Source organism: Pseudochrobactrum lubricantis (assembly GCF_041929865.1).
GTDB lineage: Bacteria > Pseudomonadota > Alphaproteobacteria > Rhizobiales > Rhizobiaceae > Pseudochrobactrum > Pseudochrobactrum saccharolyticum.
The window spans coordinates 523,283-550,229 of the sequence record NZ_JBHEEE010000001.1 but is presented as its reverse complement, the minus strand read 5'-3'; the positions used below and the strand labels follow the sequence as shown (position 1 = coordinate 550,229).

The following is a 26,947-nucleotide window of genomic DNA, read 5'->3' as shown; positions in this document are numbered from 1 at the left end:
TCTGTCAGTTTCGGTTGTTTGTGACCGGTTTCTTACCGCTCAGGGCTTTATGCAGATGCACCATCATGGCTGCAGCAAAGAGCGGTGTCAGCAAATTGATGAGCGGTATCGCCATAAATCCGGCAATCACCAGACCACCGAGAAAAACTGTAATCCGGTTTTCTTCACGGAAGGCTTTGGCACCATCCTCGCCGCGATAGCGCATGGCTGCAAATTCAAAAAACTCACGTCCGAGAAGATAGCCGTTGACGATGAAAAAGGCGATCAGATTAATGCCCGGAATGAGCAGCATCAGCAATGCGAACAAGTTGCCGAGAATGACCACTACCAGAAATTTGAGCGAATAGACGAGGGAACGGCCAACCGGCATCGGTGTGCCGGCCGGTTCATTGCTGTAATCTTCGCGCTCGATAATCTCTGCCACATCATCAAGAAACATACCTGCAATCAATGCAGTAACCGGTGCGATCAGAAACGCGAGCAACAGCGCCAACACAAAACCGGCGGCAATCGCGGCAAACAGGCCGAGCCAGCTTGTCCAGTCCGGCATGGCAGGCAGCATATTTTCAAACCACGGCCACGCCAGCCAGAAAAAGAATTGCCGTGCCAGTGCCCATAATGCGATCAGCGCCAGCAGGGTCAGGCCGAGCGATTTCCACAGGACTGAGCGGAACTCCGGTGAGGGCAGGCGGTAGAGGGCATTAAGCGCGGCGGTGAGGATCATCGGGGCTCCGTCTGGTTTGTTTTCCGATAGATAGGGAGCCTGTACAGGTGCAACAAGATGAGCTTTCACAGATCGCCCGCTGTATTGATGAAAACGAAAACGCTTTTCTGCACTGGCAAAAAACATATTCCATAGATAGAACTGGTGCCGCAATGGATGCGAGGGCTGAGTTCCGGCCATCCGCCGCGAAGTTTTTATGGGAGTAAAAGCCATTTCTGCCGCCAAATATGACGTGTTATGCATCGGGAATGCAATTGTCGATATTATTTCCCGCACCGAAGATGATTTTCTGGTCAATAACGGCATTATCAAAGGTGCTATGAATTTGATCGACAGCGAAAGAGCCGAGCTGCTTTACAGCCGCAAAGGCCCTGCGATTGAAGCGTCGGGCGGCAGCGCAGGCAATACTGCGGCAGGTGTGGCCAGTCTGGGCGGTCGCTCTGCCTATTTTGGCAAAGTTGCGATGGATCAGCTCGGCACGATTTTTACACATGATATTCGTAGTCAGGGTGTGGCGTTTGATACGGCGCCATTGCAGGAAGGCGTACCAACCGCCCGTTCCATGATTTTTGTGACGCCCGATGGCGAGCGTTCCATGAATACTTATCTCGGTGCCTGCGTGGAGCTTGGTATTGAAGATATTGAAAGCTCTAAAGTCAGCACATCCAAACTGGTCTATTTTGAAGGCTATTTGTGGGATCCGCCACGCGCCAAAGAAGCAATTTTGCTGGCGGCGAAAATCGCCCATGAGCATGGCCGTGAAGTGGCCATGACCCTTTCCGATCCGTTCTGTGTTGATCGTTATCGTGATGAGTTTCTGGATCTGATGCGCTCCGGTACTGTCGATATTGTTTTCGCCAATGAGGCGGAGGTTAAATCGCTCTATCAGACCTCATCTTTTGAGAGTGCGCTCGAAGCCTTGCGTGCCGATTGCAAACTGGCTGCAGTGACCCGTTCGGAACAGGGTTCGATCATTCTGCGTGGTGATGAAACCGTGGAAGTACAGGCGATTGAAATTGATGCACTGGTTGATACAACCGGTGCAGGCGATCTTTATGCCGCCGGTTTTCTCTATGGCTATACCAACGACTATCAGCTGAAAGAATGCGGTGCGTTCGGCTCATTGGCTGCCGGTATTGTTATTCAGCAAATCGGCCCGCGTCCGCAGAATAATCTGAAAGATATTGCTGCGCAGGCGGGTCTTATCAAAGCCAGCTAAAGACGTAAAACGAAACGGGGAGGGAAATATTACTTCCCGTTTTTATTCGTCGCGCACAATACCGTCACGTTTGAGTTCTTCTTCTGTGCGCCCGCGCCGCGCTTTGTGTGCAGGCAGTACCCAGCCGTAATACAAGGCGCCGCCACGGATCAGAAAAGCGATGCCGGTACCGGCCAGCACAGAGAATGTGATCGGTGCATTGAGCGCGCTCAGCGCCACGAATGTACAGGCACCGGCAAGCGCTGCGGAAATATAGATTTCACGGCGCATCAATACGGAAGGTTGCCCTGCCACGACATCGCGCAAAACGCCGCCCATTGTTGCGGTGAAAATTCCGGCAACGATGGCAACCCATGCATTGAAACCGAGATGCAATGCTTTTTCTGCGCCCATCACGCTGAACATCGCCATACCGATCGCATCAAGCCAGAGCAAAATACGATAACGCGATTCAACACGGTGTGCGGTGAAATAGACCAGAACAGCAGCACTGGTGCCGATCAGCAGATAGAGCGGTTCGCGCACCCAGTTGACCGGAGTATTGCCGAGCATCAGATCACGCAGGGCACCACCGCCGACGGCGGTCATATTGGCAAGAAAGATGAAGCCGATAATATCAAGACGGCAGCGCGAGGCCGCCAGCGCACCGGTTGCGGCAAAGACAAAGACACCGGCATAGTCGATAAAATCGATAAATGTCATGTCTTGTCCTCCCTTATCTAAGCAAATCGCACCGGATTGCTTATTCCTGTGTAGCGCAATTTTATGAAAATTCAGCCCAATAAAAAGCGGACGCAAGGAAAGCCCTGCGTCCGTTTTTGTCTTTACACTGAGCGACTGAGACTGATGTTAAGCCGCAATGTCAGAAAATTTTATTCTTTAGGACCGCCGCGTGATACGCCGACCATGGCCGGACGCAGAACGCGGTCGCCGATGGCATAGCCGGTCTGCATGACCTGAACGACTGTATTATTCGGCACTTCAGCATTCGGTACTTCAAAGATCGCCTGATGGAAATTCGGGTCGAATTTCTGACCTTCCGGCGACAACTGGGTTACGCCATGACGTCCCAGCGCATTGATCATTGCGCGTTCAGTCATTTCCACGCCTTCAGCCAGAGCTTTCAGGCCTGTGTCTTCAGCAAGCGCATCTGTTGGAATAGCATCCAGCGCACGACGCAGATTGTCGGAAACTGAAAGCATGTCGCGGGCAAAATTGGTTACCGCATAGGCTTTCGCATCCTGCATTTCGCGGGCAGTGCGTTTACGCAGATTTTCCATATCGGCAGCCAGACGCAGCATCTGGTCTTTCAGCGCATTATTTTCCACCTGCAATTCGGCAAGCGGGTTGATGGCATCTTCAGCGGCAGCATCATCTTCTGCAGCTTCAGCCACTGCTTCATCCTTGCGCGCTTTCAGAAAATCATCAGCGGCACGCTTCAGAGCATCGCGGTCACGCGGATTATTCAGGTCGCGCTGGCCAAGATCTGGGGTTTCGCCGTTTTTCTTTTCGTCAGCCATTATTCTCTTCCGTCTTGAATCATATTGTCTGGGATATCGATGTTTGTGTACTGAAAATCAAGGCCATCGCTCTGTGGCGCGGCAAATTAACAGGGTGAAACCGGTTTTAACCCCGTAACAGGCGGGAAACCAGCGAGGCCGTATAGTCCACCATCGGCACGATACGGGCATAATTGAGCCTTGTCGGGCCGATCACGCCAAGCGCGCCGATGACCCTTTGTTCGGAGTCGCGATAGGGCGCAACCACCAGTGAGGAGCCGGACAAGGAGAATAGTTTATTCTCCGAGCCGATGAAAATCCGCACGCCGGAACCGGCTTCCGCCAGATCCAGCAGCTGGATCATGCCTTCTTTGGTTTCCAGATCGTCAAACAGCAGGCGCAACCGCTCCAGATCATCCTGTGCGGAGATGTTTTCCAGAAGATTGGAACGTCCGCGCACAATCAGGCGGGTTTGCTGGTCGCCGGATGCACCGCTCCACACTGCCAGCCCCTGTTCCACCAGATGCTGGGAGAGGCTGTCGAGCGCCTGACGGGTTTCCTCTTGCAAAGTTGCAATCTGTGTGCGGGCTTCGGCAAGGGTTTTGCCGTGAATATGGGCGTTCAGAAAATTCGAGGCTTCAATCAGCTGAGAAGAGGTAACACCTGCAGGCAGATCAAGCACACGGTTTTCCACGTCGCCGCTTTGCGTGACCATCACCGCCAAAGCACGGGTCGGGTCAAGCCGTACAAATTCAATATGCTTCAGTGCGCCTTCGGCCTTAGTCGCCAGTACCAGACCGGCACCGCGTGACAGGCCGGAGAGGATTTGGCTGGCTTCGGTCAGCACATGCTCGACAGAGTTATTTTGACCGGCGGCACGTACCTGATGTTCAATACTGCTGCGTTCATCGGCGGGAAGGTCGCTGACCTCCATAAAGGCATCGACAAAGAAGCGCAGACCCAGTTGGGTCGGCATCCGGCCTGCGGAAATATGTGGTGAATAGACCAGTCCCAGATGTTCCAGATCACTCATCACATTACGGATGGTTGCCGGAGACAAAGATAAAGGCAGCAGACGTGACAAATTACGCGAACCGACCGGCTCGCCGTCATTCAGATAGCTTTCAACAATGCGCTGGAAAATATCGCGTGATCGCTGATCCAGCACCTGTAAAGGGGCATGCAGAGTGTCAGCACGATCCGGTCTTATCATAGGTTCATTGGCTCCGTTTATGAGCAATATATAGGCTATTGTGCAGCGCGGGCAAAGGGCGGGAGATGCCCTTTGCATGTTTCCCCTTCGATTTTCCTTTAAATTTGGCGACTACAGGCTTAGAAGCAGGATAACTGCCTTTCAAAGGTGTCATCAGATTACAGTCAGGCTGCCGCTCATTGGCGATGCAGTCTTGTTTTAAAAGGAAAATCCATGCGTCCATCCAAACGCACTCCGGACGAAATGCGTGCAATCTCTTTTGAACGCGGTATTTCCAAACATGCAGAAGGCTCCTGCCTTGTGAAATTCGGCGATACCCATGTGCTTTGCACCGCAAGTCTTGAAGAAAAAGTTCCGGGCTGGATGCGCAACAGCGGTAAAGGCTGGGTCACAGCAGAATATGGCATGCTGCCACGCTCAACCGGCGATCGTATGCGTCGTGAAGCCGCCAGCGGTAAGCAGGGTGGCCGCACACAGGAAATTCAGCGTCTGATCGGCCGTTCCTTGCGCGCTGTTGTCGATATGCAGGCTCTGGGTGAATATCAGATCACCGTCGACTGCGATGTTATTCAGGCTGATGGCGGCACCCGTACTGCGGCCATTACCGGCGGCTGGGTTGCACTGCATGATTGCCTGCGCTGGATGGAAGCCCGCCAGATGGTCAAGGTCGACAAGGTTCTCAAAGACCATGTTGCTGCAATTTCCTGCGGTATTTACGAAGGTGTGCCGGTAATTGATCTGGATTATCCGGAAGATTCATCCGCGCAGACCGATGCGAATTTCGTGATGACCGGTCGCGGTGGTATTGTTGAAGTGCAAGGCACAGCCGAAGGTGAACCATTCTCGGATGAGGAGTTTGCGGCGCTGATGGTACTGGCACGCAACGGCATCAAGCGTCTGGTTGACCTGCAGAAAATGGCTGTTTCTTAATTCGGAAACAGGCGGCTCTGAATGCATTCTGAATTATCCAATAGTTTAATTGGATAATTCACCCGATCGTGAGCGGAGAATGTTCCGGAACCTGTTATAACGGGCCGGAGCATTTCCGTAACAATGATGATGGTGGGAAATTCATAATGCAGAACGAGCAGTTGAAACCGAAACAGATCCTTGAAACCGCGCTTTATGTGCGCGATATCGAAGAGGCTGTGCAGTTCTACCGCGATATTCTGGGGCTGGAACTGGCATTGCCCTATAATCATCGCAATGCATTTTTTCGCTGCGGCGAGGGCGTATTGTTGATTTTCGACGCCAAAGAGACGGTAAAACCGGCACCGGAAGGGGCGCTGCCTGTCCCGAGTCATGGTACGACCGGTGCAGGCCATATGTGTTTTGCAGCCAGCCGCGAGGAAATCGCAGACTGGAAGCAACATCTGGAAAAACATGGTATCGAGGTTGAGCGCGAATTTGACTGGCCGAATGGCGCGCGCTCACTTTACATCCGCGATCCTTCCGGCAATTCACTGGAATTCGCTGAACCCAAATTATGGAATAATGGATAAACTGATGAGAGAGCTGAACAAAGGCAAACTGGTTGTTGCAAGTCACAATGCGGGTAAGCTCAAGGAGTTTGCCGATCTGATCGGGCCATTTGGTTTTGATACCCAGTCAGCCGGTCAGCTTGGCCTGCCTGAGCCGGATGAAACCGGCACAACTTTTGAGCAGAATGCTTATATCAAAGCTTTTGCTGCGGCTGAAGCAACCGGTCTGCCAGCTCTCTCGGATGATTCCGGTATGATGGTTGACGCGCTGGGCGGTGAACCTGGCGTCTACACTGCCAATTGGGCGGAACTGCCGGATGGCAGCCGTGATTTCAACATGGCGATGGGCAAAGTCATCGATAAGCTTGCCGCCGCAGGTGCGATGCAGCCAGAACAGCGTAAAGGCCGTTTTGTCTCTGTGATCTGCCTGTGCTGGCCGGATGGTCACGCAGAATATTACCGCGGTGAAGTGGAAGGCCAGATTGTAACGCCACGCGGCAATGACGGTTTCGGCTTTGACCCGCTGTTCCTGCCGGATGGTTATGACAAGACATTCGGTGAAATGACTGCAGCGGAAAAACACGGCTGGAAGCCGGGTGATGCGCATGCCTTGTCGCACCGTGCCCGCGCATTCAAATTGTTTGCCGAAGCAAAATTTGCCATGGCGGATGTTAAATAATGCAGTCTCTGTCCGCTGCCGGTGCCAATATCGCGACCCCGCTGCCTATATTGCAGGCCGACGGGGATCATGCTTTCGGCATTTATCTGCATTGGCCGTTCTGCATGGCCAAATGTCCTTATTGCGATTTCAATTCGCATGTGCGGCATCAGCCGGTGGATCAGCCACGTTTTGCGCAGAGCTTTCTGCGTGAAATGGCGACTTTGCGCGAGCGGACAGGGCCACGCACGGTTACCAGTATTTTTCTGGGCGGCGGCACACCATCACTGATGCAGCCGCAGACCGTCGGCGCGTTGCTGGATGGAATCGCCAAATACTGGTCCGTTGCTGACAATATTGAAGTGTCGCTGGAAGCCAATCCGACCAGCGTAGAGGCCGACCGTTTTCGCGGCTACCGCGCTGCCGGCGTCAATCGTGTATCGCTCGGTGTGCAGGCACTGAATGACCGCGATCTCAAGCGTCTCGGACGTTTGCATTCTGTTGCCGAGGCGAAAGTGGCGATCGGTCTGGCACGCGAGATTTTCCCGCGTTTGTCCTTCGATCTCATCTATGCCCGCCCTGACCAGACGATTGCCGACTGGAATGCGGAATTGCGTGAGGCGGTAGCCCTCGCAGCCGATCATTTGTCGCTCTATCAGCTGACAATTGAAGAAGGCACACAGTTCTATAATCTTTGGAAGGCAGGCAAACTGACCACGCCGGAGCCGGATCATGCCGCCGCACTTTATGAAGAAACGCAGCGCGTGACAGCAGAGCTTGGTCTGCCTGCCTATGAGATTTCCAATCATGCGGTTGCAGGGCGTGAGTCCCAGCATAATCTGGTCTATTGGCGCTATGGCGAATATGTCGGCGTCGGTCCCGGTGCGCATGGGCGTTTCCGTGAGAATGGCACACGCACGGTAACCATTACCGAAAAACATCCTGAAACATGGGTGGATAAGGTCGAAGCCTCCGGCCACGGTATTATTGAAGAAGAATATCTGACAGCGGAACAGGAAGGTGATGAGTTTCTGATGATGGGGCTGCGCCTGAAAGAAGGTGTTGATCTCAACCGCTATCAGAAGCTGACCGGTCATGGTCTGAACCCGCAGCGGCTGGAAGAGTTGCTGGAGCAAAAATTGCTGGAACTGCGCGATGAGCGTTTCTTGCGGGCAACGCCGGATGGTGCTTTGCTGCTCAATACGCTGGTTGCAGAACTGACTGCATAAGCCTTTAAAATAAGGATAGAACGTGGAAGACAATCTACAGGAAACGCGCGGCTATGTGGTGGGGGAAAAGAACTTCCGTGCCCGCCCGATTGAGCCTGCGCTTTATATTGTCGCCACGCCAATCGGTAATCTCGGTGATATAACGCTGCGGGCGCTGGAAGTGCTGGCATCGTGCGATGTACTGGCCTGTGAGGATACGCGCGTTACCCGTGTGCTGCTCAATCGTTTTGCAATTGCCCGCCGCCCGATGGCCTATCACGAGCATAATGCTGCTGAAGCCGGCCCGAAAATTCTGGAAGCACTGGCGGCCGGTAAAAGCGTGGCACTGGTTTCCGATGCCGGTACGCCGCTGGTGTCTGATCCGGGCTATCGTCTGGTCGAGGAAGCCCGCAATGCCGGTTATAAAGTGGTACCGGTGCCCGGTGCTTCTGCGGTGATGGCGGCTTTGATGGCTTCCGGCTTGCCGACCGACAGTTTCATGTTTTGCGGTTTCCTGCCACCGAAACAGGGACAGCGCCGCAATAAGCTTGAAACCTATAAGACCATTGATACGACGCTGATTTTCTTTGAATCGCCCAATCGCGCTTCGGATACTTTGCAGGATATGGCAGCTGTTTATGGTGCGGATCGCCCTGCCGCTTTGTGCCGTGAGCTCACCAAAGCCTATGAGACTTTCTCAATTTCGACTTTGGGTGAGCTGTGTGAACAATATGACGGTGAAGACCGTATTCGCGGTGAGGTGGTTTTGCTGGTCGGTGCGCCGTTGCAAAATTCCGTGCCGGTGACCGAGCAGGATATTGATGCTCTGTTGCTCTCGCTTGCACAGGAGCTTTCACCGTCTAAAGCTGCGGGTGAGGCCTCCCGTATGACCGGTAAACAAAAAGGCGAGCTGTATCAGCGCCTGATGATATTGAAGGCTCAAAAATAATGAGTACGTCTCGTGAGAAAAAGCAGCAGGCATTTTCTCGCGGGATACGGGCGGAACGGCTGGCTGCTTTTGCTCTGATGCTTAAAGGTTTTCGTATTGTCGAGCGGCGCTATAAAACCCGCTTTGGCGAGATTGATCTGATCGCCAAGCGCGGCAGTCTGGTGCTGATTGTTGAAGTCAAAGCCCGTGCTTCTGTTGAAGCGGCAATGGAAGCTGTCGGTGCTATGAACCTGTACCGGATTGAGTCTGCTGCCGATCATTGGCTTGCCCGTCAGCCGGATCATGACAGGCTTTCTCTGCGCTTTGATCTTATCGCGGTGCTGCCGCGCCGCTGGCCGGTGCATATTCCGGCGGCTGTCAGTTTCCGGAACTAAATTTCACGAAATTTGCAAAACTCGCAAAAGCGATGCGGCGCAGCGCTCAAGCGCACAAGCCTGTTGCTTATAAGCTGCCACAGAATGCGCGATACTCGGCACAATCTTTAACCACCCTTTGAAAGGTGCTGATTGTGACGGCTCACCCAACCAGATTAACGGCTTTTCCGGCTTTCTTCCGCGTGGACAGCGCGGCAGTGCTGATCGTTGGCGGTGGTGAAGAGGCGCTGAACAAAGCGCGGCTGATTGCTGAAACAACAGCGCAAATCCGCATCGTGGTACCGGAAGGTGAGACACCGGAAGCTGATCTGGTGCAGTTCGTGCTGGATGGTGGCTATAATTTACGCACCGGTGCTTTGCAGGATAATGATTTCGCACAGGTGAAACTCGCATTCGTGGCGACAGGTGATGCCGCACAGGATGCAAATATCGCTGATGAGATAAAAGCACGGCATATTCCGGTCAATGTGGTCGACAGGCCGCATCTCTGCGATTTCTTCACGCCTGCACTGGTTGCTCATGCACCGGTTGCCGTGGCAATCGGTACGGAAGGTGCAGGGCCGGTATTGGCGCAAAAACTGCGTCGCGAGATAGGCGCCGCCTTGTCGCCACAGATTGGCGCACTGGCGCAACTGGCTGCGGATTATCGTGACAAGGTGGAAAGCACGCTGCCGAGAGGCGCAGCGCGGCGTCAGTTCTGGAATGTATTTTTCAACGGCACAATTACACAGGCTGTTGAGCGCGGTGATCTGAGCCTTGCGCGGGAGCTGGCCGATCAGGCTCTGATTGAGGTGAATATCCCTGCGGGTTATGTCTGGCTGGTCGGTGCTGGACCGGGGGCTGAAGATCTGCTGACTTTGCGTGCGCAACGCGTGCTGATGCAGGCGGATGTGATCCTTTATGATGCGCTGGTGCCGGAGAGCGTGGTTACTATGGGCAGGCGCGATGCGGTACGCATTCCTGTGGGTAAGCGCAAAGGCTGCCATAGCAAAAGCCAGAGCGAGATTAATCAGCTGCTTGTTGAGCTTGCTCAGGAAGGGCAGCGCGTTGTGCGGCTCAAATCCGGTGATCCGCTGGTCTTTGGCCGTGCCGGTGAAGAAATGGCCGCTTTGCGTGCAGCTAATATCGGTTTCGAGATCGTGCCCGGCATTACTTCAGCCATTGCCGCTGCCGCAGATATGCAGTTGCCTTTGACATTGCGTGGTGTTGCATCCTCCCTGATTTTCACCACCGGTCACGATATGGCGGGGGACATACTGCCGGACTGGGCGCGGCTCGCTCTCAGCGGCGCAACCATTGCTGTCTATATGGGCGCAAGCGTTGCCGCTTCTGTTGCGAGCCGCCTGATCGGTGCCGGTCTGCATGAAGATACGGCGGTGGCCGTGGTGGAAAATGCCGGACGGAGCGAGCGTGTAATGTTGCACGGCCTCTTAAAAGATCTGGCACATCTGAAAAATCATAAAGAGCTGCAAGGGCCGGTGATGGTGATTATCGGCGATGCGGTTGCCGGTGCCTCTCTGGAAGATGCCCGCCCGCTTGCCCAAGAGCACACAGCGGCACAACACATAGTGGCACTGCCTGTCTTGCAGGTCTGTGAAAAGGAGAAAGCATAATGACAGTCAAAGTTCTGAGTGCCAATCGTCTGAGCGACGGTGTTTCGGTCTGGCTTGCTGCGGATGGTCATTGGGCGAGTTCCATTCGCGGGGCATTGCTGGCGCGTCATCCTGAAGCTGTGGCAGCGCTGGAAGCGGCCGGTCAGCAGGCCAGCCGTTTTGACGAGGTGGTGGATATCAATCTGATTGAGGTCGAAGAGCGTGGCAATGAACTGTTTCCGGTTCGCCTGCGTGAACGCATCCGTCTGTCCGGCCCGACAATCACACCTGTTGTACGGCTGCATTCTGTAGCTGGTTGAATATTAATGCGCATTGGGAGAGCGTTGAATGTATCGGTATGATGAGTTTGACCGCGAATTTGTTTTCGCCCGTGTGGAGCAGTTTCGCGATCAGGTTGCACGTCGTCTGAGCGGTGAGCTGAGCGAAGATCATTTCAAGCCGCTACGTCTGATGAATGGCGTCTATCTGCAACTCCATGCCTATATGCTGCGCATTGCGATTCCTTACGGCACTTTATCCTCGCGTCAGATGCGCAAGCTGGCGCATATTGCCCGTGTCTATGACCGTGGTTACGGGCATTTTACCACACGGCAGAATTTACAGTTCAACTGGCCGAAACTCACCGATATTCCCGCCATTCTGGAAGAGCTGGCCGAGGTGGAGATGCATGCTATCCAAACCTCCGGTAATTGCATTCGCAATGTAACAGCCGATCATTTTGCCGGTGCGGCACGCGATGAAGTGGCCGATCCGCGCCCCTATGCCGAAATTTTACGGCAATGGTCATCATTACATCCGGAATTTTCCTATCTGCCGCGCAAATTCAAAATTGCGGTCACGGGGGCTGAGGCAGATCGTGCAGCTATTCAGGTGCATGATATAGGCCTGCATCTGAAAGAGAACGAGCAAGGACAGCGCGGCTTTGCAGTCTATATCGGCGGCGGGCAGGGACGCACGCCGATGATTGCCAAAAAGGTGCGGGATTTTCTGCCGGAAGCCGATTTGCTGACCTATATCACCGCTATTGTGCGGGTCTATAATCTCCACGGTCGCCGCGATAATAAATATAAGGCGCGTATCAAAATCCTCGTCCATGAAACCGGACTGGAAGATTTGCAGGCGCAGATTGAAGCCGAATGGCAGGTGATTAAAGACAGTAATCTGAAACTGCCGGAGGCCGATATTGCGGCCATTAATGCCTATTTTGCTGCGCCTGATTTGCCGGAGCGCGCAGAGGGGCACGGGCTTGTCGCTGCAACACGTAAAAATGATGCGGGTTTTGCCTCATGGTTTTCCCGTAATGTGACACCGCATAAGCACCCTGATTATGGTGTGGTGACAATATCGCTCAAAGCGATCGGTGAAATTCCGGGCGATGCGTCTGCCGATCAGATGGACATTGTGGCTGATCTCGCTGAGCATTACTCGCAGGCAGAAATCCGCGTCAGCCATGAGCAAAATCTGGTGCTGCCGCATGTGGCGCTGGCCGATTTGCCTGTGCTTTATGCGCAATTGCAGCAGGCCGGTCTTGCCACAGCCAATGCAGGGCTGATTACCGATATTATTGCCTGTCCTGGTCTGGACTATTGCGCGCTGGCCAATGCCCGCTCCATTCCTGTGGCGCAGCGTATTTCCGAGCGTTTCGGTTCGCAGGCGCGGCAGGAAGAGATCGGTGATCTGAAGATCAAAATCTCCGGCTGCATCAATGCCTGCGGTCATCACCATGTCGGCCATATCGGTATTCTCGGCGTGGAGAAAAAAGGCGAGGAACTATACCAGATCACGCTCGGCGGTTCCGGCGACGAGCAGACATCTATCGGTGATATTACCGGTCGCGGTTTTTCTTCTGAAGATGTGGTGGATGCTATTGAGACGGTGGTCAATACCTATCTGACTATCCGCAGCGCACCGCAGGAAAGTTTTCTCGAAACCTACCGGCGTTTAGGGGCGCAGCCGTTTAAAACCGCACTCTACGGGGAGGCTGCCCATGCAGCCTGATACGCATCAACGGGTTGCGGACAGGGTTCAGCATCTCAATCATCTTTATGGTGAGGCACCGGCTGAGGACATTATTGCTGCCAGCGTGCAGGAGTTTGGTGCAGGGCTGGCAGCCGTATCCTCTTTCGGTGCGGATTCTGCAATTCTGTTGCATCTGATTGCGCAGCTACAGCCGTCACTGCCGGTTTTGTTTTTGCAGACCAATAAGCATTTTCCGGCAACATTGCGTTATCAGGCGCAATTGGTGCAGGAGCTGGGGCTGACAGATGCCCGTGATCTTCTGCCGGATGCAAGCGCTTTGAAAACGCATGATCCGCTGGGCGCTCTGTGCCTGACAGATAAAGACCGTTGTTGCGATTTACGCAAAGTCCAGCCGCTTGCACAGGGCATTGCACCATTTCAGGCATGGTTCACGGGTCGCAAGCAGTTTCAGGCGGCTACGCGCAACAGTCTGCCCGCTTTCGAGGCTGTGGGGCAGCATATCCGTATCAATCCTCTCAAAGACTGGAACGCAGTACAGCTGGAAGCCTACCGCGAGACGCATCATCTGCCGCCGCATCCGCTGGTGGAGCAAGGCTATCGCTCCATAGGTTGCATGCCATGCACGCGGCCGGTCAGTGATGATGAAGATCAGCGGGCAGGGCGCTGGTCAGGTTCCGGTAAAACCGAATGCGGTATTCATCTGGGTGGGCTGGAGCAGCATTTGCAGCAGGATAAAACAAAGGGAGCAGATGCATGACGGATGTTGCATTACCTGTCGTCTGGTCACGCCGCGGCCTGACCGAGGATGAATTTGTAGCGGTTGAGACGCTTGAGGAAATTGCGGGTCACACAGCTGTGCTGCTATCGCTGACACTCTGGGCAGAACTGAACACACAGCCAAATCGCCTGCGCAACATCCGTATTGGTGTGCGGGTGGAAGCCGGTGAAGCGCTCGACACTTTGCTGGATGATCTGGCGCATATTGATATTCTGGTGCTGGATTTTCCCGCCTTTAATGACGGGCGCTCTTTTTCCAAAGCCGCACGGCTGCGCTCTCATTACGGATTTGCCGGTGAGATCAGAGCATCAGGCGCTGTGCATATTGATCAGGTGAGTGCGATGCTGCGCTCCGGTTTTGACACGCTGCAGGTTAAAGATGCACGGACTTTGCAACGTCTGCTTACCGGAGAACTGCACGATAGCGGCCTCTATTATCAGCCGGTTGCCGGTGGCATTCATGGTGCCGAGCAGGGACTGGCCGGATATAGCTGGCGGCGGCGACAGGGTCTGTAAGATCAGCTGTTTTCAATACAGCCTGAATAGTTTTCACTATGGTCAATTCACGGTTTAGGGGCAGGGAGGCAGGAATAAAGCTTGTTTTATGTGCTGAAAACATTATCTACCATTATATCTCCCAAGTCTGCGCTGTTCAAAAGGCATCGTTTTGAGTTCTGATACACTTTTCATTCATGTAACCGATCAAAAGGGCGAGCGGCATACGCTTGAAGCTCTCGAAGGCTTTCGCGTTATGGAAGTGATCCGTGACTGGGGCCTGAATATTAAAGCGGAATGCGGCGGTGCCTGTGCCTGCGGCACTTGTCATGTTTATGTAACGCCGGAATGGGCGGATAAACTCTATGACCCGCAGGATGAAGAGCTGGATCAGCTCGACCAGACCTTCCATGTCGAGGATAATTCGCGGCTTTCCTGCCAGATTATTATGACGCAGGATCTGAACGGTCTTGAAGTCCGGCTGGCTCCGGGCACGGAAGCAGACCGTGAAGCGGCTTAACGCTCAAATTTCACATTGAATTGAAGATGACTTTTCCGGCGCCCATATGATAGATAACCATTCTTCATATCAACCGGCTGGTTAGGAAACACTCGTGATACGGCATATTGTATTTTTCAGCGTCAAAAAAGATCAGGACGTGGAGGATGTATGTCGCCGTTTACGGGCTCTGGCGACGATTCCCCATTCCGAATGTTTTGAAGTTGTAGCGAACAGCAAAGTTGATCCGATGTGTGACCGGATTGATCTGGTTGTTTATGGCGAGTTCCGTGACGAAGCTGCACTGGCCGCCTTTAAAGCGCATCCGACCTATGATGCGACGACTCAGGCTGTGCGCCCGTTGCGCGAAATGCGCTATTCGGCTGATTTCACATCAACCATTGCCTGAAATAATCCCCTGAAAAACAGTGCGATTGCTGATATTCATGATGATCTGCAGTTGAAGATTCACGTTAAAAGTGATTGTCTGGCTTTGAAATGATGACAAGCTGGCGGTTATTGCACTGCAGGCTGTGTTTAAAACTGCTTTAAGCCCGCACGGGCTGGTACATAGGAAATGCATATGGACGATTATGAAAAATATGCCATGGGCATGATGATCGTTTTCGGCGCGCTGATTATTGGTGCCCTGATAACCGTAAATCTTGTGGTTTATGACAAGCCCGGCTTCTTGTTTGCACTTGGTGCGGCAATCGTCGCATGGTTTTCAGCATTCGCTGTTTTGCTGGATAAGCCGCGTGTTTACGGTGCGTTGATTGCTGTGGCGATCGGTCTGGTTGCGGCTTCAATCGGCTCTTATGTTACCTGATCAGCTGATAAAGTTTGACTTTAATAAAACGCCGCCTGTTTCAGGCGGCGTTTTTGTTTCTGTCAGCGGGGCTTGCTCAGATATAAGGTGAGTAGCACTGACGGCGCGGACCGTAATTCGGCTGGAATGTATTGTCGGACGCACGGTAAGACCGGTAGCGGTTATAGCACCAGTTGATGTGGGCATTACGGCCGGAGCGGTAAACCGGTGCCGGACGGTAATAGCGTGGTGGTGCCGGACGGTAATAACGGAACTGCGGCTGATAATAAGGTCTGTAATAAGGCCGGTAGTGCGGACGGTTCCAGTGGCGCGGCCGGTCATAGCGGCGATCGTAACGACGATCATAGCGACGGTCGTAACGGCGGTCATAATGCCGTCTTTCACGATATTCGCGGCGTTCCGGATAATATTGAACATTCCGGCTCAGGCCTTGTTTTGCTGCGGTCATATCCTGCAACACAGCACTATGAGCGGCAGCAACCGGCTGCGCTTGCGCTGCAGTGCCGAAAGACAAAATGCTCATAGTCAGCGCTGTCAGCGCCGCAGTAAAATAAGAAAGCAGTTTTCTCATTTCTGTTTCTCCTCAATGAAGGCGCACTCAATAATCTTCTGTCAGCGTTTCATGACATATGCTTATCCGGCGCATCGGGCATGGTACTCTCTGAGAGATGAACGCTGCATGACTGTAATTATTCCCGCGATACAAACCGGAATTTGCTTTTTCCAATATACGCTGAAGCCACGGAAAAACTGCGGCGAATTTATGCCGGTGATTTCACAAATCATAACGGCAATGGCGCGTTCGGTGAGCGGGAGGAATCAGGAATAGAGGGATTGCGCATTTGACATAAAGATATGTTTATGTCATCAACTCAAAACTATTTGAGTAACAGGCAGGAAATATAATGAGCACTTCACTGGATGATCTGTTTGGCCCCGTCGCTGCAAAGCCGGATGGTTCGGAAGTGCTTGCCGCTTTGCAGAAAGCTGCCCGTGAACGCATCCTCATTCTTGATGGCGCGATGGGCACACAGATTCAGGGGCTGGGTTTCCATGAAGAGCATTTCCGTGGTGAGCGTTTTGCCGGTTGTGAATGCCATTTGCAGGGTAATAACGACCTTCTGACACTGACCCAGCCGCAGGCAATTGAAGAAATTCATTATGCCTATGCGATGGCAGGGGCAGATATTCTTGAGACCAATACATTCTCTTCCACTTCCATTGCACAGGCCGATTACAGCATGGAAGAGGCGGTTTATGAGTTGAACCGCGATGGTGCACGACTTGCCCGCCGTGCCGCTCTGCGTGCGCAAGCCAAGGATGGCCGCCGCCGTTTTGTCGCCGGCGCTTTGGGGCCGACAAACCGTACGGCTTCCCTGTCGCCGGATGTGAATAATCCGGGTTTTCGCGCTGTGACATTTGATGATCTGCGCATTGCCTATGCCGAGCAGATCAATGGTCTGGTCGATGGCGGTTCGGACATCATTCTGATTGAAACCATTTTTGATACGCTTAATGCCAAGGCTGCGGTCTTTGCCTGTGAGCAGGTTTTTGCCGAAAAAGGCATCCGCCTGCCGCTGATGATTTCCGGTACCATTACCGATCTTTCCGGCCGCACATTGTCCGGCCAGACGCCGACAGCTTTCTGGTATTCGCTGCGTCATGCGCGTCCGTTCACAATCGGTCTGAACTGTGCGCTGGGTGCCAATGCGATGCGTGCGCACTTGGCAGAGCTTTCAGGTGTGGCCGATACTTTTGTTTGCGCCTATCCGAATGCCGGTCTGCCGAATGAGTTCGGCCGTTATGATGAGACACCGGAAGTGATGGCCGTGCAGATGGAAGATTTTGCGCGTGAAGGTCTGGTCAATGTGGTGGGCGGCTGCTGCGGTTCTACGCCGGAGCATATTACCGCGATTGCTGAAGCCACAGGCAAATACGAGCCACGTAAGCCGGTGAAACTGGCACCACTGATGCGTTTGAGCGGTCTTGAACCATTTACGCTGACCAAAGATATTCCGTTTGTGAATGTTGGTGAGCGTACCAATGTCACCGGTTCCGCCAAGTTCAAAAAACTGATTACCGCCGGTGATTACACGACGGCGCTCGATGTTGCCCGCGATCAGGTGAATAATGGTGCGCAGATCATCGACATCAATATGGATGAAGGCCTGATCGACAGCCAGAAGGTGATGGTTGATTATCTCAATCTGGTCGCTGCCGAGCCGGATATTGCCCGTGTACCGGTGATGATTGACAGTTCCAAATGGGATGTGATCGAGGCCGGTCTGAAATGCGTGCAGGGCAAACCGCTGGTCAATTCTATCTCCCTGAAAGAAGGTGAAGAAGCCTTTATCCATCACGCTAAACTGGTGCGTGCCTATGGTGCCGCCGTGGTGGTGATGGCTTTTGACGAGACCGGTCAAGCGGATACTAAGCAGCGTAAGGTCGAGATTTGTACCCGCGCCTATAAAATTCTGACCGAGCAGGTCGGTTTTCCGCCGGAAGATATCATCTTTGATCCGAATGTGTTTGCCGTGGCGACAGGGATCGAAGAGCATAATAATTACGGTAATGATTTCATTGATGCGACCAAGGAAATCATTGAAACCCTGCCGCATGTGCATATTTCCGGTGGTGTGTCCAACCTGTCTTTCTCGTTTCGCGGTAATGAGCCGGTGCGCGAGGCGATGCATGCGGTGTTTCTCTATCATGCCATTCAGGTCGGCATGGATATGGGGATCGTTAATGCCGGTCAGCTGGCGGTTTACGAATCCATTGATCCGGAATTGCGTGAAGCCTGCGAAGATGTGGTGCTGAACCGTCGTGAGGATGCGACCGAACGCCTATTGGAAATTGCCGAGCGTTTTCGCGGCACTGCCGGTAAAGAAGCCAAAGAGAAAGACTTAAGTTGGCGCGAATGGAGCGTTGAGAAGCGTATTGAACATGCGCTGGTCAACGGTATTACCGAATATATTGAGGCTGATACGGAAGAAGCCCGCCAGAGCGCCGAGCGTCCGCTGCATGTGATTGAAGGCCCGTTGATGGCCGGTATGAATGTGGTGGGGGACCTGTTCGGCTCGGGTAAAATGTTCCTGCCGCAGGTGGTGAAATCCGCTCGTGTGATGAAACAGGCCGTGGCAGTCCTGCTGCCTTATATGGAAGAAGAAAAGGCACAGAACGGTGGCGACGAGCGTCAGAGTGCCGGTAAAATCCTGATGGCCACTGTGAAGGGCGACGTGCATGATATCGGCAAGAATATTGTCGGCGTTGTGCTGGCCTGTAACAATTATGAAATCATCGACCTCGGTGTGATGGTGCCTGCCGCGAAAATCCTGCAGGTGGCAAAAGACGAGAAGGTGGACATTATCGGCCTGTCCGGTCTCATTACGCCGTCGCTGGATGAAATGGTGCATGTGGCGGCGGAGATGGAGCGTGAAGGCTTTGATCTGCCATTGCTGATCGGCGGTGCGACGACCAGTCGTGTGCATACGGCAGTGAAAATCCACCCGAAATATCAGCGCGGCCAGACCGTTTATGTGCTGGATGCCAGCCGTGCTGTCGGTGTTGTGTCTCAGCTTTTGTCGCCGGAGCAGAAAGACGGCTATGTCGCTGACATCCGCGCGGAATATGCTAAGGTCACTGCTGCTCATGAGCGTAGTGAAGCGGAGAAGAAGCGCCTGCCGCTGGCTCGCGCCCGTGAGAATAGCGAAAAGCTGGATTGGGAAAATTATACCCCGCCGAAGCCGTCTTTCCTCGGTACCAAAGTCTTTGAAACCTATGATCTTGCTGAGCTGGCACGCTATATTGACTGGACGCCGTTTTTCCAGACATGGGAGCTGAAAGGCCGCTTCCCCGCAATTCTTGATGATGAAAAACAAGGCCCTGCCGCGCGTCAGCTTTATGAAGATGCGCAGGCTATGCTGAAAAAGATCATCGACGAGAAATGGTTTGCACCGCGAGCCGTGATCGGCTTTTGGCCTGCCAATGTGGTGGGCGATGATATTCATCTTTATAAGGACGATAGTCGTCAGGAACATACGGATACATTCTACACCTTGCGTCAGCAGCTATCGAAGCGCGATGGCCGCCCGAATGTGGCTCTGTCTGATTTTATGGCGCCAAAAGACAGCGGCAAGGCTGATTATATCGGTGGTTTTGTGGTCACCGCGGGTATTGAGGAAGTGGCGATTGCCGAGCGTTTTGAACGCGCCAATGATGATTACTCCTCCATTCTCGTTAAAGCACTGGCAGACCGTTTTGCGGAAGCCTTTGCGGAGGCGATGCATGAGCGGGTGCGTAAAGAATTCTGGGGCTATGCGAAGGATGAGACTTTCACACCGGATCAGCTGGTGGGTGAGCCTTATGCGGGTATCCGTCCGGCACCGGGTTATCCGGCACAACCGGATCACACGGAAAAGACCACTCTGTTCCGCCTGCTGGATGCCACTGCAACCACGGGTGTGGAGCTGACGGAAAGCTATGCGATGTGGCCGGGTTCTTCGGTTTCCGGTCTCTATCTCTCGCATCCGGACAGTTATTATTTCGGTGTAGCCAAGGTCGAACGCGATCAGGTGGAAGATTACGCAAATCGTAAAAATATGCCGGTTGCAGAGGTGGAGCGCTGGCTCGGGCCGATATTGAATTATATCCCTGAGTAATATTCACGCTGAAAATTGCGACTTCAGGCACAAATATCGTTCCGGTATTTGTGCCTTTTATTTTACCAATGTGCTGACATAAGCCGCAATGGCAAGGCTGGAGGTCAGCCCCGGACTTTCAATGCCGAACAGGTTGATAAGCCCTGTTATACCGTGGTCGTCACTGCCGGAAATGCGGAAATCCGCTGCGGTTTCACCGCTGCCGCTCAGTTTCGGGCGGATGCCGCTATAGGTCGCCTGTAAAACACCGTCCGGCAGTTCCGGCCAATATTGGCGGATCGCAGCATAGAAACTGTCACCACGCTGCGGATCAACGGAATAATCAAGACCTGTCTGCGGGGCGACCTGCTCCAGCCATTCGACATCAGGGCCGAAGCGCATTTGCCCGTTGAGATCCAGTGTCAGATGCACACCTAAGCCCCCGTCTACCGGCACCGGATAAATCAGATGCGAGAAGGGGTTTTTGCCGGATGCTGAGAAATAATTGCCTTTGGCAAGATGCAATGCCGGAATATGCTCCTCCGCCAGCCCGTCTATGGTTGCGGCTATCGCCTGTGCACCAAGACCGGCAGCATTGATGAAGCGCTCGGCTTCCAGCGTAAATTCTTCACCGCTTTCACGGTCGCGGGTGGTAATAGAGAAGCCATCGTCAATCTGCTCAACACGCAGGATTTCGGTTTTGAAGGCAATGGCCGCCCCGTGATTTTCTGCATCGCCCTGCAGGCTCAGCATCAGAGCGTGACTGTCAATAATGCCGGTGGAGGGGGAAAATAATGCGGCAGTACAGCGGATGGAGGATTCCAGCGCCTGTGCTTCTGCCGCACTCAGCCGTTGCAGATCATGCACGCCGCAGGCTTCTGCACGCGCTACGATTTTGTCCAGCGCGCTATGTTGGGCTTCAGACGTGGCAACAATCAGCTTGCCGCAGCGTTTATGCGGAATGCCCTGTGCTTGCGCGTAGGCATAGAGCCGTTCTTTACCTTCAACGCAAAAGCGGGCTTTCAGACTATCCGGCTCGTAATAAATGCCTGCATGGATGACTTCGGAATTACGCGACGAGGTTTGTGTGCCGATCATATGTTCGGCTTCAAGCACCAGTGTTTCAAAACCGCGCATTGCCATTTCGCGGGCAATGGCCAGACCAACCACACCGGCTCCGGCAATCACACAAGCTGTCTTTTCCATAAATCATCCCCGTCTGCTCTCCGGGGGGCAGGTTATGCTGAGCGGCAGATGGTGCGCAAGACAAAAGCTCGGCGAAAGCTGCGGAAAATCACGTTTGCGGTTATCGGAGAAAGGCATTCCATGTCTGGCTTCTCCCGCGCAATGAAAATGACATTCGCCGGCAAACTTAAAGATATCATCCTTTCTCACTTGTGCGGTCTTTCGGCATGATGATGCGCATGTTTCATCGCCGGAACAGCGTTTCTCTGAGTGAAATGAAGGCCGGACAAAATACGGAATTGAGTATGAGCCTTGCACTGCATGTAGCGGATCTTGTGCCGCTTACCCCGGATAGTCAGGTTGGTCGACAGTCCGGCCGGTCTGTCGCGCCGCTGACCCATCTGCAAAGACTGGAGGCCGAGGCTATCCATATTTTCCGCGAAGTTGCAGCAAATTTTACAAAGCCGGTGATGCTTTATTCTGTCGGCAAAGATTCATCCGTAATGCTGCATCTGGCACGCAAGGCTTTTTATCCGGCGCCGCCGCCATTTCCGTTTCTCCATGTTGATACGACATGGAAATTCAAAGAGATGATTGCCTTTCGTGATGCGCAGGCCAAGGCGCACAGGCTTGATCTTCTGGTGCATATTAATGCGCAGGGCGTGGAAGCCGGTATCAATCCGTTTATTCACGGATCAAGCGTGCATACGGATGTGATGAAGACACAAGCCCTGCGTCAGGCGCTGGATAAATATGGATTTGATGCTGCCTTTGGCGGTGCGCGGCGCGATGAGGAAAAGTCCCGCGCCAAGGAACGGGTATTTTCATTCCGCAATGCGACCCATAGCTGGGATCCGAAAAATCAGCGCCCTGAAATGTGGAATATCTACAATACGCGCATCCAGACAGGCGAGTCGATTCGCGTATTTCCGCTGTCCAATTGGACGGAAGCCGATATCTGGCATTATATTTATCAGGAGAATATCCCGATCGTGCCGCTGTATTTTGCGGCACCCCGTCCGGTTGTCGAGCGCGATAATATGCTCATTCTCGCCGATGATGACCGGTTGCAATTGTGCGCCGGTGAGAAGATTGAAACCCGTATGGTGCGGTTTCGCACATTGGGCTGCTATCCGCTGACTGCCGCGATTGAATCGCAGGCACAAACTCTGCCGCAAATTCTCGAAGAAATGCTGCTGACGCGCACATCGGAGCGGCAGGGGCGGCTGATCGACCGCGATGAGGCCGGTTCTATGGAAAAGAAAAAGCGGGAAGGATATTTCTGATGACGGATAGTATCACCCGTGCAGATCATTCAGATGCAGTGATTACGGATTATCTGGAGGCGCAGGAGCACAAATCGCATTTGAGGTTTCTGACCTGTGGCTCTGTTGATGACGGTAAATCCACCCTGATCGGGCGGCTGCTCTATGACGCCAAAACCCTGTTTGAAGATCAGATATCGCAACTGCATCAGGACAGCCGCAATCACGGCACGGCAGGCGATGATATTGATTTTGCATTGCTGGTGGACGGGCTTGAGGCGGAGCGTGAGCAGGGTATCACCATCGATGTGGCCTACCGGTTTTTCGCTACGCCGAAGCGGCGTTTTATCGTTGCCGATACGCCGGGGCATCTGCAATATACACGTAATATGGTGACGGGGGCTTCCACCGCCGACCTTGCAATTGTGCTGGTCGATGCCCGCAAAGGACTGCTGGAGCAGACACGCCGTCACAGTTTTATTGCCTCGCTGCTAGGCATCCGTCATATTGTGCTGGCGGTGAACAAGATTGACCTGATTGGTTATGATGAGGTGGTTTTTAATCAGATTGTGCAGGATTATCAGGCCTTTGCGCAAGGGTTGGGCTTCAGCACTGTTCAGGCCATTCCGGTATCAGCACGCTTTGGCGATAATATTCGCACATTTTCAGAGAATATGCCTTGGTATCAGGGGCCTTCCCTGCTGGAATGGCTGGAGACTGTGGCAATGGACAGTAAAGCGGATACCGAACAGGATTTTCGTTTTCCGGTGCAATATGTCAGCCGCCCCCATGCGGATTTTCGTGGGTTTGCAGGCACCATTGCCTCTGGGCAGGTCAGTGTCGGCGATGAAATTACGGTTGCCCGTTCCGGTGTGAGTTCAGCAATCCGTTATATTGTGACGGCAGATGGCGAGCTTGAAACTGCTCATGCCGGACAGGCAGTGACATTGGTGCTGGAAGATGAGCGCGATATTTCCCGCGGCGATATGCTGACGCATCCGCAATCGCGACCGCAGGTGAGTGATCGCTTAGCGGCGAAGCTGGTCTGGTTTGCGCCGGAACCATTGCGGGCAGGGCGGCAATATTGGCTGCGTAGTCAGACCGATCAGGTCAGTGTGACTGTTAATACGCTGAACTACCGGATTGATATTGAAAATACGGAAAGGCAATTCGCGCAGGAGCCTGCCGATCAGTTGCTGATGAATGAAATCGGGCAGGTTGCTTTGCAGCTTTCTGCGCCGCTGGCCTTCGATCCTTACGGGCAAAACCGTGCGACCGGTTCTTTCATACTGATCGACAGGCTGACCAATGCTACCGTTGCCGCCGGTTTGATCGATCATTCACTGCGCAAAGCCTCGCATATTCATGTGCAGGCTGCCAAAGTTACACCGGCAGAGCGGGCTGAGCAGAAATATCAAAAACCAGCGCTGTTATGGTTCACCGGTCTGTCCGGTTCCGGTAAGTCGGCCTTGGCCACAGTGCTGGAACAACGTCTGCATCTGGCGGGCAAACATACATTCATTCTCGATGGCGATAATCTGCGTCATGGCCTCAACGGTGATCTCGGCTTTTCAGCGGAGGAGCGTAGTGAGAATATCCGCCGTATTGCTGAAACATCGCGTCTGATGCTGGATGCAGGGCTGATTGTGCTGGTGTCGGTGATTGCACCACTGGCGCAGGATCGCGCTTTGGGGCGTCATCTTGCCGGTGAGCATGATTTTGTCGAAATCTTTGTCGATACGCCGCTCGAACTCTGTGAGGCCAGAGATGTGAAAGGGCTTTATGCCAAAGCCCGCGCCGGTGAAATTCGTGACTTTACCGGCATTGATGCCCCTTATGAACGACCGGAAGCGCCGGAACTGCACCTGCGCGGGCAGACAGGCAGTGTGGATGATCTGGCTGATGAGATCGAGAAATATCTCAATCAGCGTGGTCTCATGCATAGTCTGGTCGATGAAGGCTGGTCAATTTAGTCTTGTCTGGGAGCAGTGTTCCTTCTGATTGCAGAATGTTATATATCGCCCTGAACGGGCGTGAGGAATTTAGCATGAGCATTGAAAAGACGTCACTGGCTAATGATGATCTCATGGCGGTGATGCAGCAGGCAGCGCTTGAGGCCGGTCACGAGATTATGCGGTTTTATGAGACTGGTTGTGAGATCAGTCTGAAACCGGATGCATCTCCTGTGAGCGAAGCCGATCACGTTGCCGAAGAGGTTATTCTCAAAGCCTTGCGCGCTTATCTGCCCGATGTGCCTGTGGTTGCTGAAGAAGAAATGGCTGCCGGTGACGGGCCTCTCGAGATTCGTAATCGTTTTTTCCTCGTTGATCCGCTGGATGGCACAAAAGAATTTGTGCTGCGCAATGGTGATTTTACAGTCAATATTGCGCTGATTGAAAACGGGATACCTGTGAGCGGCGTGGTCTATGCACCGGTCAGCCGCAGGCTCTATTGCGGTTCGCCGTCCGGTGCATGGCAATATGATGTGCAGACGGATGCTCTGTCTGAGGCAATACGTTTGCAGGTGCGTGAATGCGGCGAGCAGAAAACCGCTGTCGCAAGTCGCTCCCATAATACACCGGAAACAGATGCTTATTTGCAGGAACAGGCAATCGCATCCTGTGTGAGCGTCGGTTCATCCTTGAAATTCTGTCTGCTGGCCGCCGGTCAGGCCGATGTCTATCCGCGTTTCAGCCGGACAATGGAATGGGATACAGCAGCAGGTGATGCGGTATTGCGTGCGGCAGGCGGTAAGACCCTGACATTGGATGATCAGCCGCTGACCTATGGCAAGCGCAACCAGTTGTCAGACAGCGACTATGCCAATCCGTTCTTTATTGCTTATGGCGGTGCCGGGCCGGTCTGAACCGACTCAAATGTCAGAGTATTTCACAGTCAAGTTGGATCAGCTCGACGCCTGTGATAATGCGATCACATAAAGAATCCAGAGCGAGCACTATGATCCAATCTGGACGTAAACCGCTCTAGTTACATACGTCCGCAATTACGAAGCTGTGCTGCATAACGCTGCGAAATATTGGTGGCTTTTTTGGCAGCGCGCTGCACCATGGCATTGCCGCGCCAGCTGCCTTTTGCATAGCCGCCATGGCCGGAATAATAAGCCAGATACAGATTATACGGATCGTTCAGAGAGATGCCGTTACTGATATTGCTCTGTTTGTGATACCAGCCGACAAAATGGATCGCATCGCCGAAATTGGTGCGGCTCGCACCATAACGGCCGGTTTCACGCGTATAACGTGCCCATGTGCCGTCCAGCGCCTGAGAATAGCCATAGGCGGAAGACTGTCGCTTCCACGGAATGAAACCGAGCAACTTGGTACGTGGCGGACGCGCATAGGGCTGGAAGCTTGATTCTGTGTAGATCGTCGCCATCATGATCGGGATCGGCACGCCAAAATCGCGCTCGGCTTTTTTGGCATCTTTATGCCAGTTATTCACCCAGCCGTCGCGCTGATCGAAAATCGCACAGGCATTATTGACTGATTTGGGTGCAGAGGCGCATCCAGCCAGAAAAACAGCAAAAATAAGAAGGAATTTTTTCATTTAGGCGATCTTTCAGGCAGGCAATCTCTGGGGCGAAATGAAACATTCCGTCTTGCGAAAAAGATGATCCGCAAAACAGCAAAGTGATAATGCTGAAAATCATAACGTGAAAAACTTCGGCAAAATGTGGTGCAAACAGGTTTTGAATGACTATGTTTGCTGGCGTAGTTAACCTTGGGTTAAAAACGTGGTCGCCGGTACCGGCGCTAAAATATAAAAATAACGTGCGATGATTAAATCATCCACGTTCAAAATACTGAAATCTATAGGGAAATTTATAAACACCGCTTGAGGTGTGATGGTCGGAGCGAGAGGATTCGAACCTCCGACCCCCTGATCCCAAATCAGGTGCGCTACCAGGCTGCGCTACGCTCCGTTGACCGTGAGGCGGCTTATAGCGCCGCATTTTGCTCCCTGCAAGCGAATTATGCAAAAAAATCAAAACAACTGTTTATTATTGAAATTTATGAGCTTTTTGCGTCTGATTTTCACTGTTGTCAGAATTGATTTTTGTACGGGAAAGGCCGGTTTTTCAACGCAATATGCGCATTGATCTTGATTATGAATTTATAAATAAATCAATATAATCAATTATTTAATGGCTAAATTTTCAGATTAAAATTTATTGGATTTGTCCGGTTTTTGCAAAATATCGCTTGGCAAAAATGATTTTCCGATCCTATGGTCAAAGAAGGAATACAAAACAGTTTTGAGTGAGTTTTAGCCGTCCGGAATGACATCCGTTCAGGTCATGCATGTTCTTTGATTCTTTTCA

The 26,947-nt window shown here is 52.9% G+C and carries 26 protein-coding genes and 1 tRNA gene; 19 read left to right on the top strand and 8 right to left on the bottom strand.

Annotated features, from left to right (window positions below):
* Positions 1 to 4: 4 nt before the first annotated feature.
* Positions 5 to 724, bottom strand: a complete 720-nt coding sequence (locus JNC80_RS02365; protein WP_376709400.1) for a sulfate transporter family protein — start codon at positions 722 to 724, stop codon at positions 5 to 7.
* A 196-nt stretch (positions 725 to 920) separates the two neighbouring features.
* On the opposite strand from JNC80_RS02365, the gene JNC80_RS02360 reads away from it, so the two are divergent.
* Positions 921 to 1,943, top strand: coding sequence for an adenosine kinase (locus JNC80_RS02360; protein ID WP_022710714.1), 1,023 nt, complete (start codon positions 921 to 923; stop codon positions 1,941 to 1,943).
* A gap of 42 nt (positions 1,944 to 1,985) precedes the next feature.
* Here JNC80_RS02360 and JNC80_RS02355 read toward each other — a convergent pair whose 3' ends face one another.
* From JNC80_RS02355 to hrcA, 3 genes are all read right to left on the bottom strand, one after another.
* The gene (locus JNC80_RS02355) at positions 1,986 to 2,645 is read right to left on the bottom strand and encodes a trimeric intracellular cation channel family protein (protein WP_022710715.1); all 660 of its coding nucleotides are present in this window, start codon (positions 2,643 to 2,645) and stop codon (positions 1,986 to 1,988) included.
* A gap of 170 nt (positions 2,646 to 2,815) precedes the next feature.
* Complete coding sequence (grpE, locus tag JNC80_RS02350; RefSeq protein WP_376709399.1) at positions 2,816 to 3,463, bottom strand: nucleotide exchange factor GrpE; 648 nt, start codon at positions 3,461 to 3,463, stop codon at positions 2,816 to 2,818.
* A 106-nt stretch (positions 3,464 to 3,569) separates the two neighbouring features.
* Positions 3,570 to 4,655, bottom strand: a complete 1,086-nt coding sequence (gene hrcA, locus JNC80_RS02345; protein ID WP_213596203.1) for a heat-inducible transcriptional repressor HrcA — start codon at positions 4,653 to 4,655, stop codon at positions 3,570 to 3,572.
* A gap of 213 nt (positions 4,656 to 4,868) precedes the next feature.
* Between hrcA and rph the strand changes: the two genes are divergently transcribed.
* From rph to JNC80_RS02275, 14 genes are all read left to right on the top strand, one after another.
* A complete protein-coding gene (rph, locus tag JNC80_RS02340) occupies positions 4,869 to 5,585 on the top strand; it encodes a ribonuclease PH (protein WP_022710718.1) in 717 nt (238 codons plus the stop codon).
* Positions 5,586 to 5,746: 161 nt separating this feature from the next.
* Complete coding sequence (locus tag JNC80_RS02335; RefSeq protein WP_151158979.1) at positions 5,747 to 6,157, top strand: VOC family protein; 411 nt, start codon at positions 5,747 to 5,749, stop codon at positions 6,155 to 6,157.
* Between the two features lie 4 nt (positions 6,158 to 6,161).
* The gene (rdgB, locus tag JNC80_RS02330; protein WP_376709398.1) at positions 6,162 to 6,815 is read left to right on the top strand and encodes an RdgB/HAM1 family non-canonical purine NTP pyrophosphatase; all 654 of its coding nucleotides are present in this window, start codon (positions 6,162 to 6,164) and stop codon (positions 6,813 to 6,815) included.
* Entirely contained in the window at positions 6,815 to 8,023 is a 1,209-nt protein-coding gene (gene hemW, locus JNC80_RS02325) for a radical SAM family heme chaperone HemW (protein WP_376709397.1), read from the top strand. The genes rdgB and hemW overlap by 1 nt, the downstream gene beginning before the upstream one ends.
* A 22-nt stretch (positions 8,024 to 8,045) precedes the next feature.
* Positions 8,046 to 8,951, top strand: coding sequence for a 16S rRNA (cytidine(1402)-2'-O)-methyltransferase (rsmI, locus tag JNC80_RS02320; RefSeq protein ID WP_376709396.1), 906 nt, complete (start codon positions 8,046 to 8,048; stop codon positions 8,949 to 8,951).
* A complete protein-coding gene (locus tag JNC80_RS02315; RefSeq protein WP_376709395.1) occupies positions 8,951 to 9,325 on the top strand; it encodes a YraN family protein in 375 nt (124 codons plus the stop codon). Before rsmI ends, JNC80_RS02315 begins: the two co-directional genes overlap by 1 nt.
* 125 nt (positions 9,326 to 9,450) lie before the next feature.
* Complete coding sequence (gene cysG / locus JNC80_RS02310; protein ID WP_376709394.1) at positions 9,451 to 10,938, top strand: siroheme synthase CysG; 1,488 nt, start codon at positions 9,451 to 9,453, stop codon at positions 10,936 to 10,938.
* Entirely contained in the window at positions 10,938 to 11,237 is a 300-nt protein-coding gene (locus JNC80_RS02305; protein ID WP_022710725.1) for a DUF2849 domain-containing protein, read from the top strand. Before cysG ends, JNC80_RS02305 begins: the two co-directional genes overlap by 1 nt.
* 28 nt (positions 11,238 to 11,265) lie before the next feature.
* The gene (locus JNC80_RS02300) at positions 11,266 to 12,936 is read left to right on the top strand and encodes a nitrite/sulfite reductase (RefSeq protein WP_376709393.1); all 1,671 of its coding nucleotides are present in this window, start codon (positions 11,266 to 11,268) and stop codon (positions 12,934 to 12,936) included.
* Positions 12,926 to 13,675 carry a phosphoadenylyl-sulfate reductase gene (locus tag JNC80_RS02295; protein WP_376709392.1) on the top strand — a complete coding sequence of 250 codons (750 nt, stop codon included), beginning with the start codon at positions 12,926 to 12,928 and terminating at the stop codon, positions 13,673 to 13,675. The genes JNC80_RS02300 and JNC80_RS02295 overlap by 11 nt, the downstream gene beginning before the upstream one ends.
* Positions 13,672 to 14,211, top strand: a complete 540-nt coding sequence (locus tag JNC80_RS02290) for a DUF934 domain-containing protein (protein ID WP_376709391.1) — start codon at positions 13,672 to 13,674, stop codon at positions 14,209 to 14,211. The genes JNC80_RS02295 and JNC80_RS02290 overlap by 4 nt, the downstream gene beginning before the upstream one ends.
* Positions 14,212 to 14,362: 151 nt before the next feature.
* Positions 14,363 to 14,710, top strand: a complete 348-nt coding sequence (locus tag JNC80_RS02285; RefSeq protein ID WP_022710729.1) for a 2Fe-2S iron-sulfur cluster-binding protein — start codon at positions 14,363 to 14,365, stop codon at positions 14,708 to 14,710.
* A gap of 94 nt (positions 14,711 to 14,804) precedes the next feature.
* Positions 14,805 to 15,098 (top strand): Dabb family protein, encoded by a 294-nt coding sequence (locus JNC80_RS02280; RefSeq protein WP_022710730.1) that lies wholly within the window; start codon positions 14,805 to 14,807, stop codon positions 15,096 to 15,098.
* Between the two features lie 174 nt (positions 15,099 to 15,272).
* Entirely contained in the window at positions 15,273 to 15,518 is a 246-nt protein-coding gene (locus JNC80_RS02275) for a hypothetical protein (RefSeq protein ID WP_022710731.1), read from the top strand.
* A gap of 76 nt (positions 15,519 to 15,594) precedes the next feature.
* Here JNC80_RS02275 and JNC80_RS02270 read toward each other — a convergent pair whose 3' ends face one another.
* Positions 15,595 to 16,089: a BA14K family protein gene (locus JNC80_RS02270; RefSeq protein WP_306402054.1), complete on the bottom strand. Its 495-nt coding sequence runs from the start codon at positions 16,087 to 16,089 to the stop codon at positions 15,595 to 15,597.
* A gap of 334 nt (positions 16,090 to 16,423) precedes the next feature.
* Here JNC80_RS02270 and metH point away from each other — a divergent pair, with 334 nt between their 5' ends.
* Positions 16,424 to 20,176, top strand: a complete 3,753-nt coding sequence (gene metH, locus JNC80_RS02265; protein ID WP_376709390.1) for a methionine synthase — start codon at positions 16,424 to 16,426, stop codon at positions 20,174 to 20,176.
* A 57-nt stretch (positions 20,177 to 20,233) separates the two neighbouring features.
* Here metH and JNC80_RS02260 read toward each other — a convergent pair whose 3' ends face one another.
* Complete coding sequence (locus tag JNC80_RS02260) at positions 20,234 to 21,361, bottom strand: NAD(P)/FAD-dependent oxidoreductase (protein ID WP_376709389.1); 1,128 nt, start codon at positions 21,359 to 21,361, stop codon at positions 20,234 to 20,236.
* 284 nt (positions 21,362 to 21,645) lie between these two features.
* On the opposite strand from JNC80_RS02260, the gene cysD reads away from it, so the two are divergent.
* The 3 genes from cysD to cysQ all read left to right on the top strand — a co-directional run bounded on the left by cysD (position 21,646) and on the right by cysQ (position 25,471).
* Positions 21,646 to 22,626, top strand: coding sequence for a sulfate adenylyltransferase subunit CysD (cysD, locus tag JNC80_RS02255; RefSeq protein ID WP_376709388.1), 981 nt, complete (start codon positions 21,646 to 21,648; stop codon positions 22,624 to 22,626).
* Complete coding sequence (gene cysN / locus JNC80_RS02250) at positions 22,626 to 24,578, top strand: sulfate adenylyltransferase subunit CysN (RefSeq protein ID WP_376709387.1); 1,953 nt, start codon at positions 22,626 to 22,628, stop codon at positions 24,576 to 24,578. Before cysD ends, cysN begins: the two co-directional genes overlap by 1 nt.
* Before the next feature lie 74 nt (positions 24,579 to 24,652).
* Positions 24,653 to 25,471, top strand: coding sequence for a 3'(2'),5'-bisphosphate nucleotidase CysQ (gene cysQ, locus JNC80_RS02245; protein ID WP_376709386.1), 819 nt, complete (start codon positions 24,653 to 24,655; stop codon positions 25,469 to 25,471).
* Positions 25,472 to 25,593: 122 nt separating this feature from the next.
* Here the strand turns inward: cysQ and JNC80_RS02240 are convergent, their stop codons facing one another.
* Both JNC80_RS02240 and JNC80_RS02235 read right to left on the bottom strand, forming a co-directional pair.
* Entirely contained in the window at positions 25,594 to 26,172 is a 579-nt protein-coding gene (locus tag JNC80_RS02240) for a transglycosylase SLT domain-containing protein (RefSeq protein WP_220158913.1), read from the bottom strand.
* A 299-nt stretch (positions 26,173 to 26,471) separates the two neighbouring features.
* Positions 26,472 to 26,548 (bottom strand) — tRNA-Pro (locus JNC80_RS02235).
* Between the last annotated feature and the right edge of the window lie 399 nt (positions 26,549 to 26,947).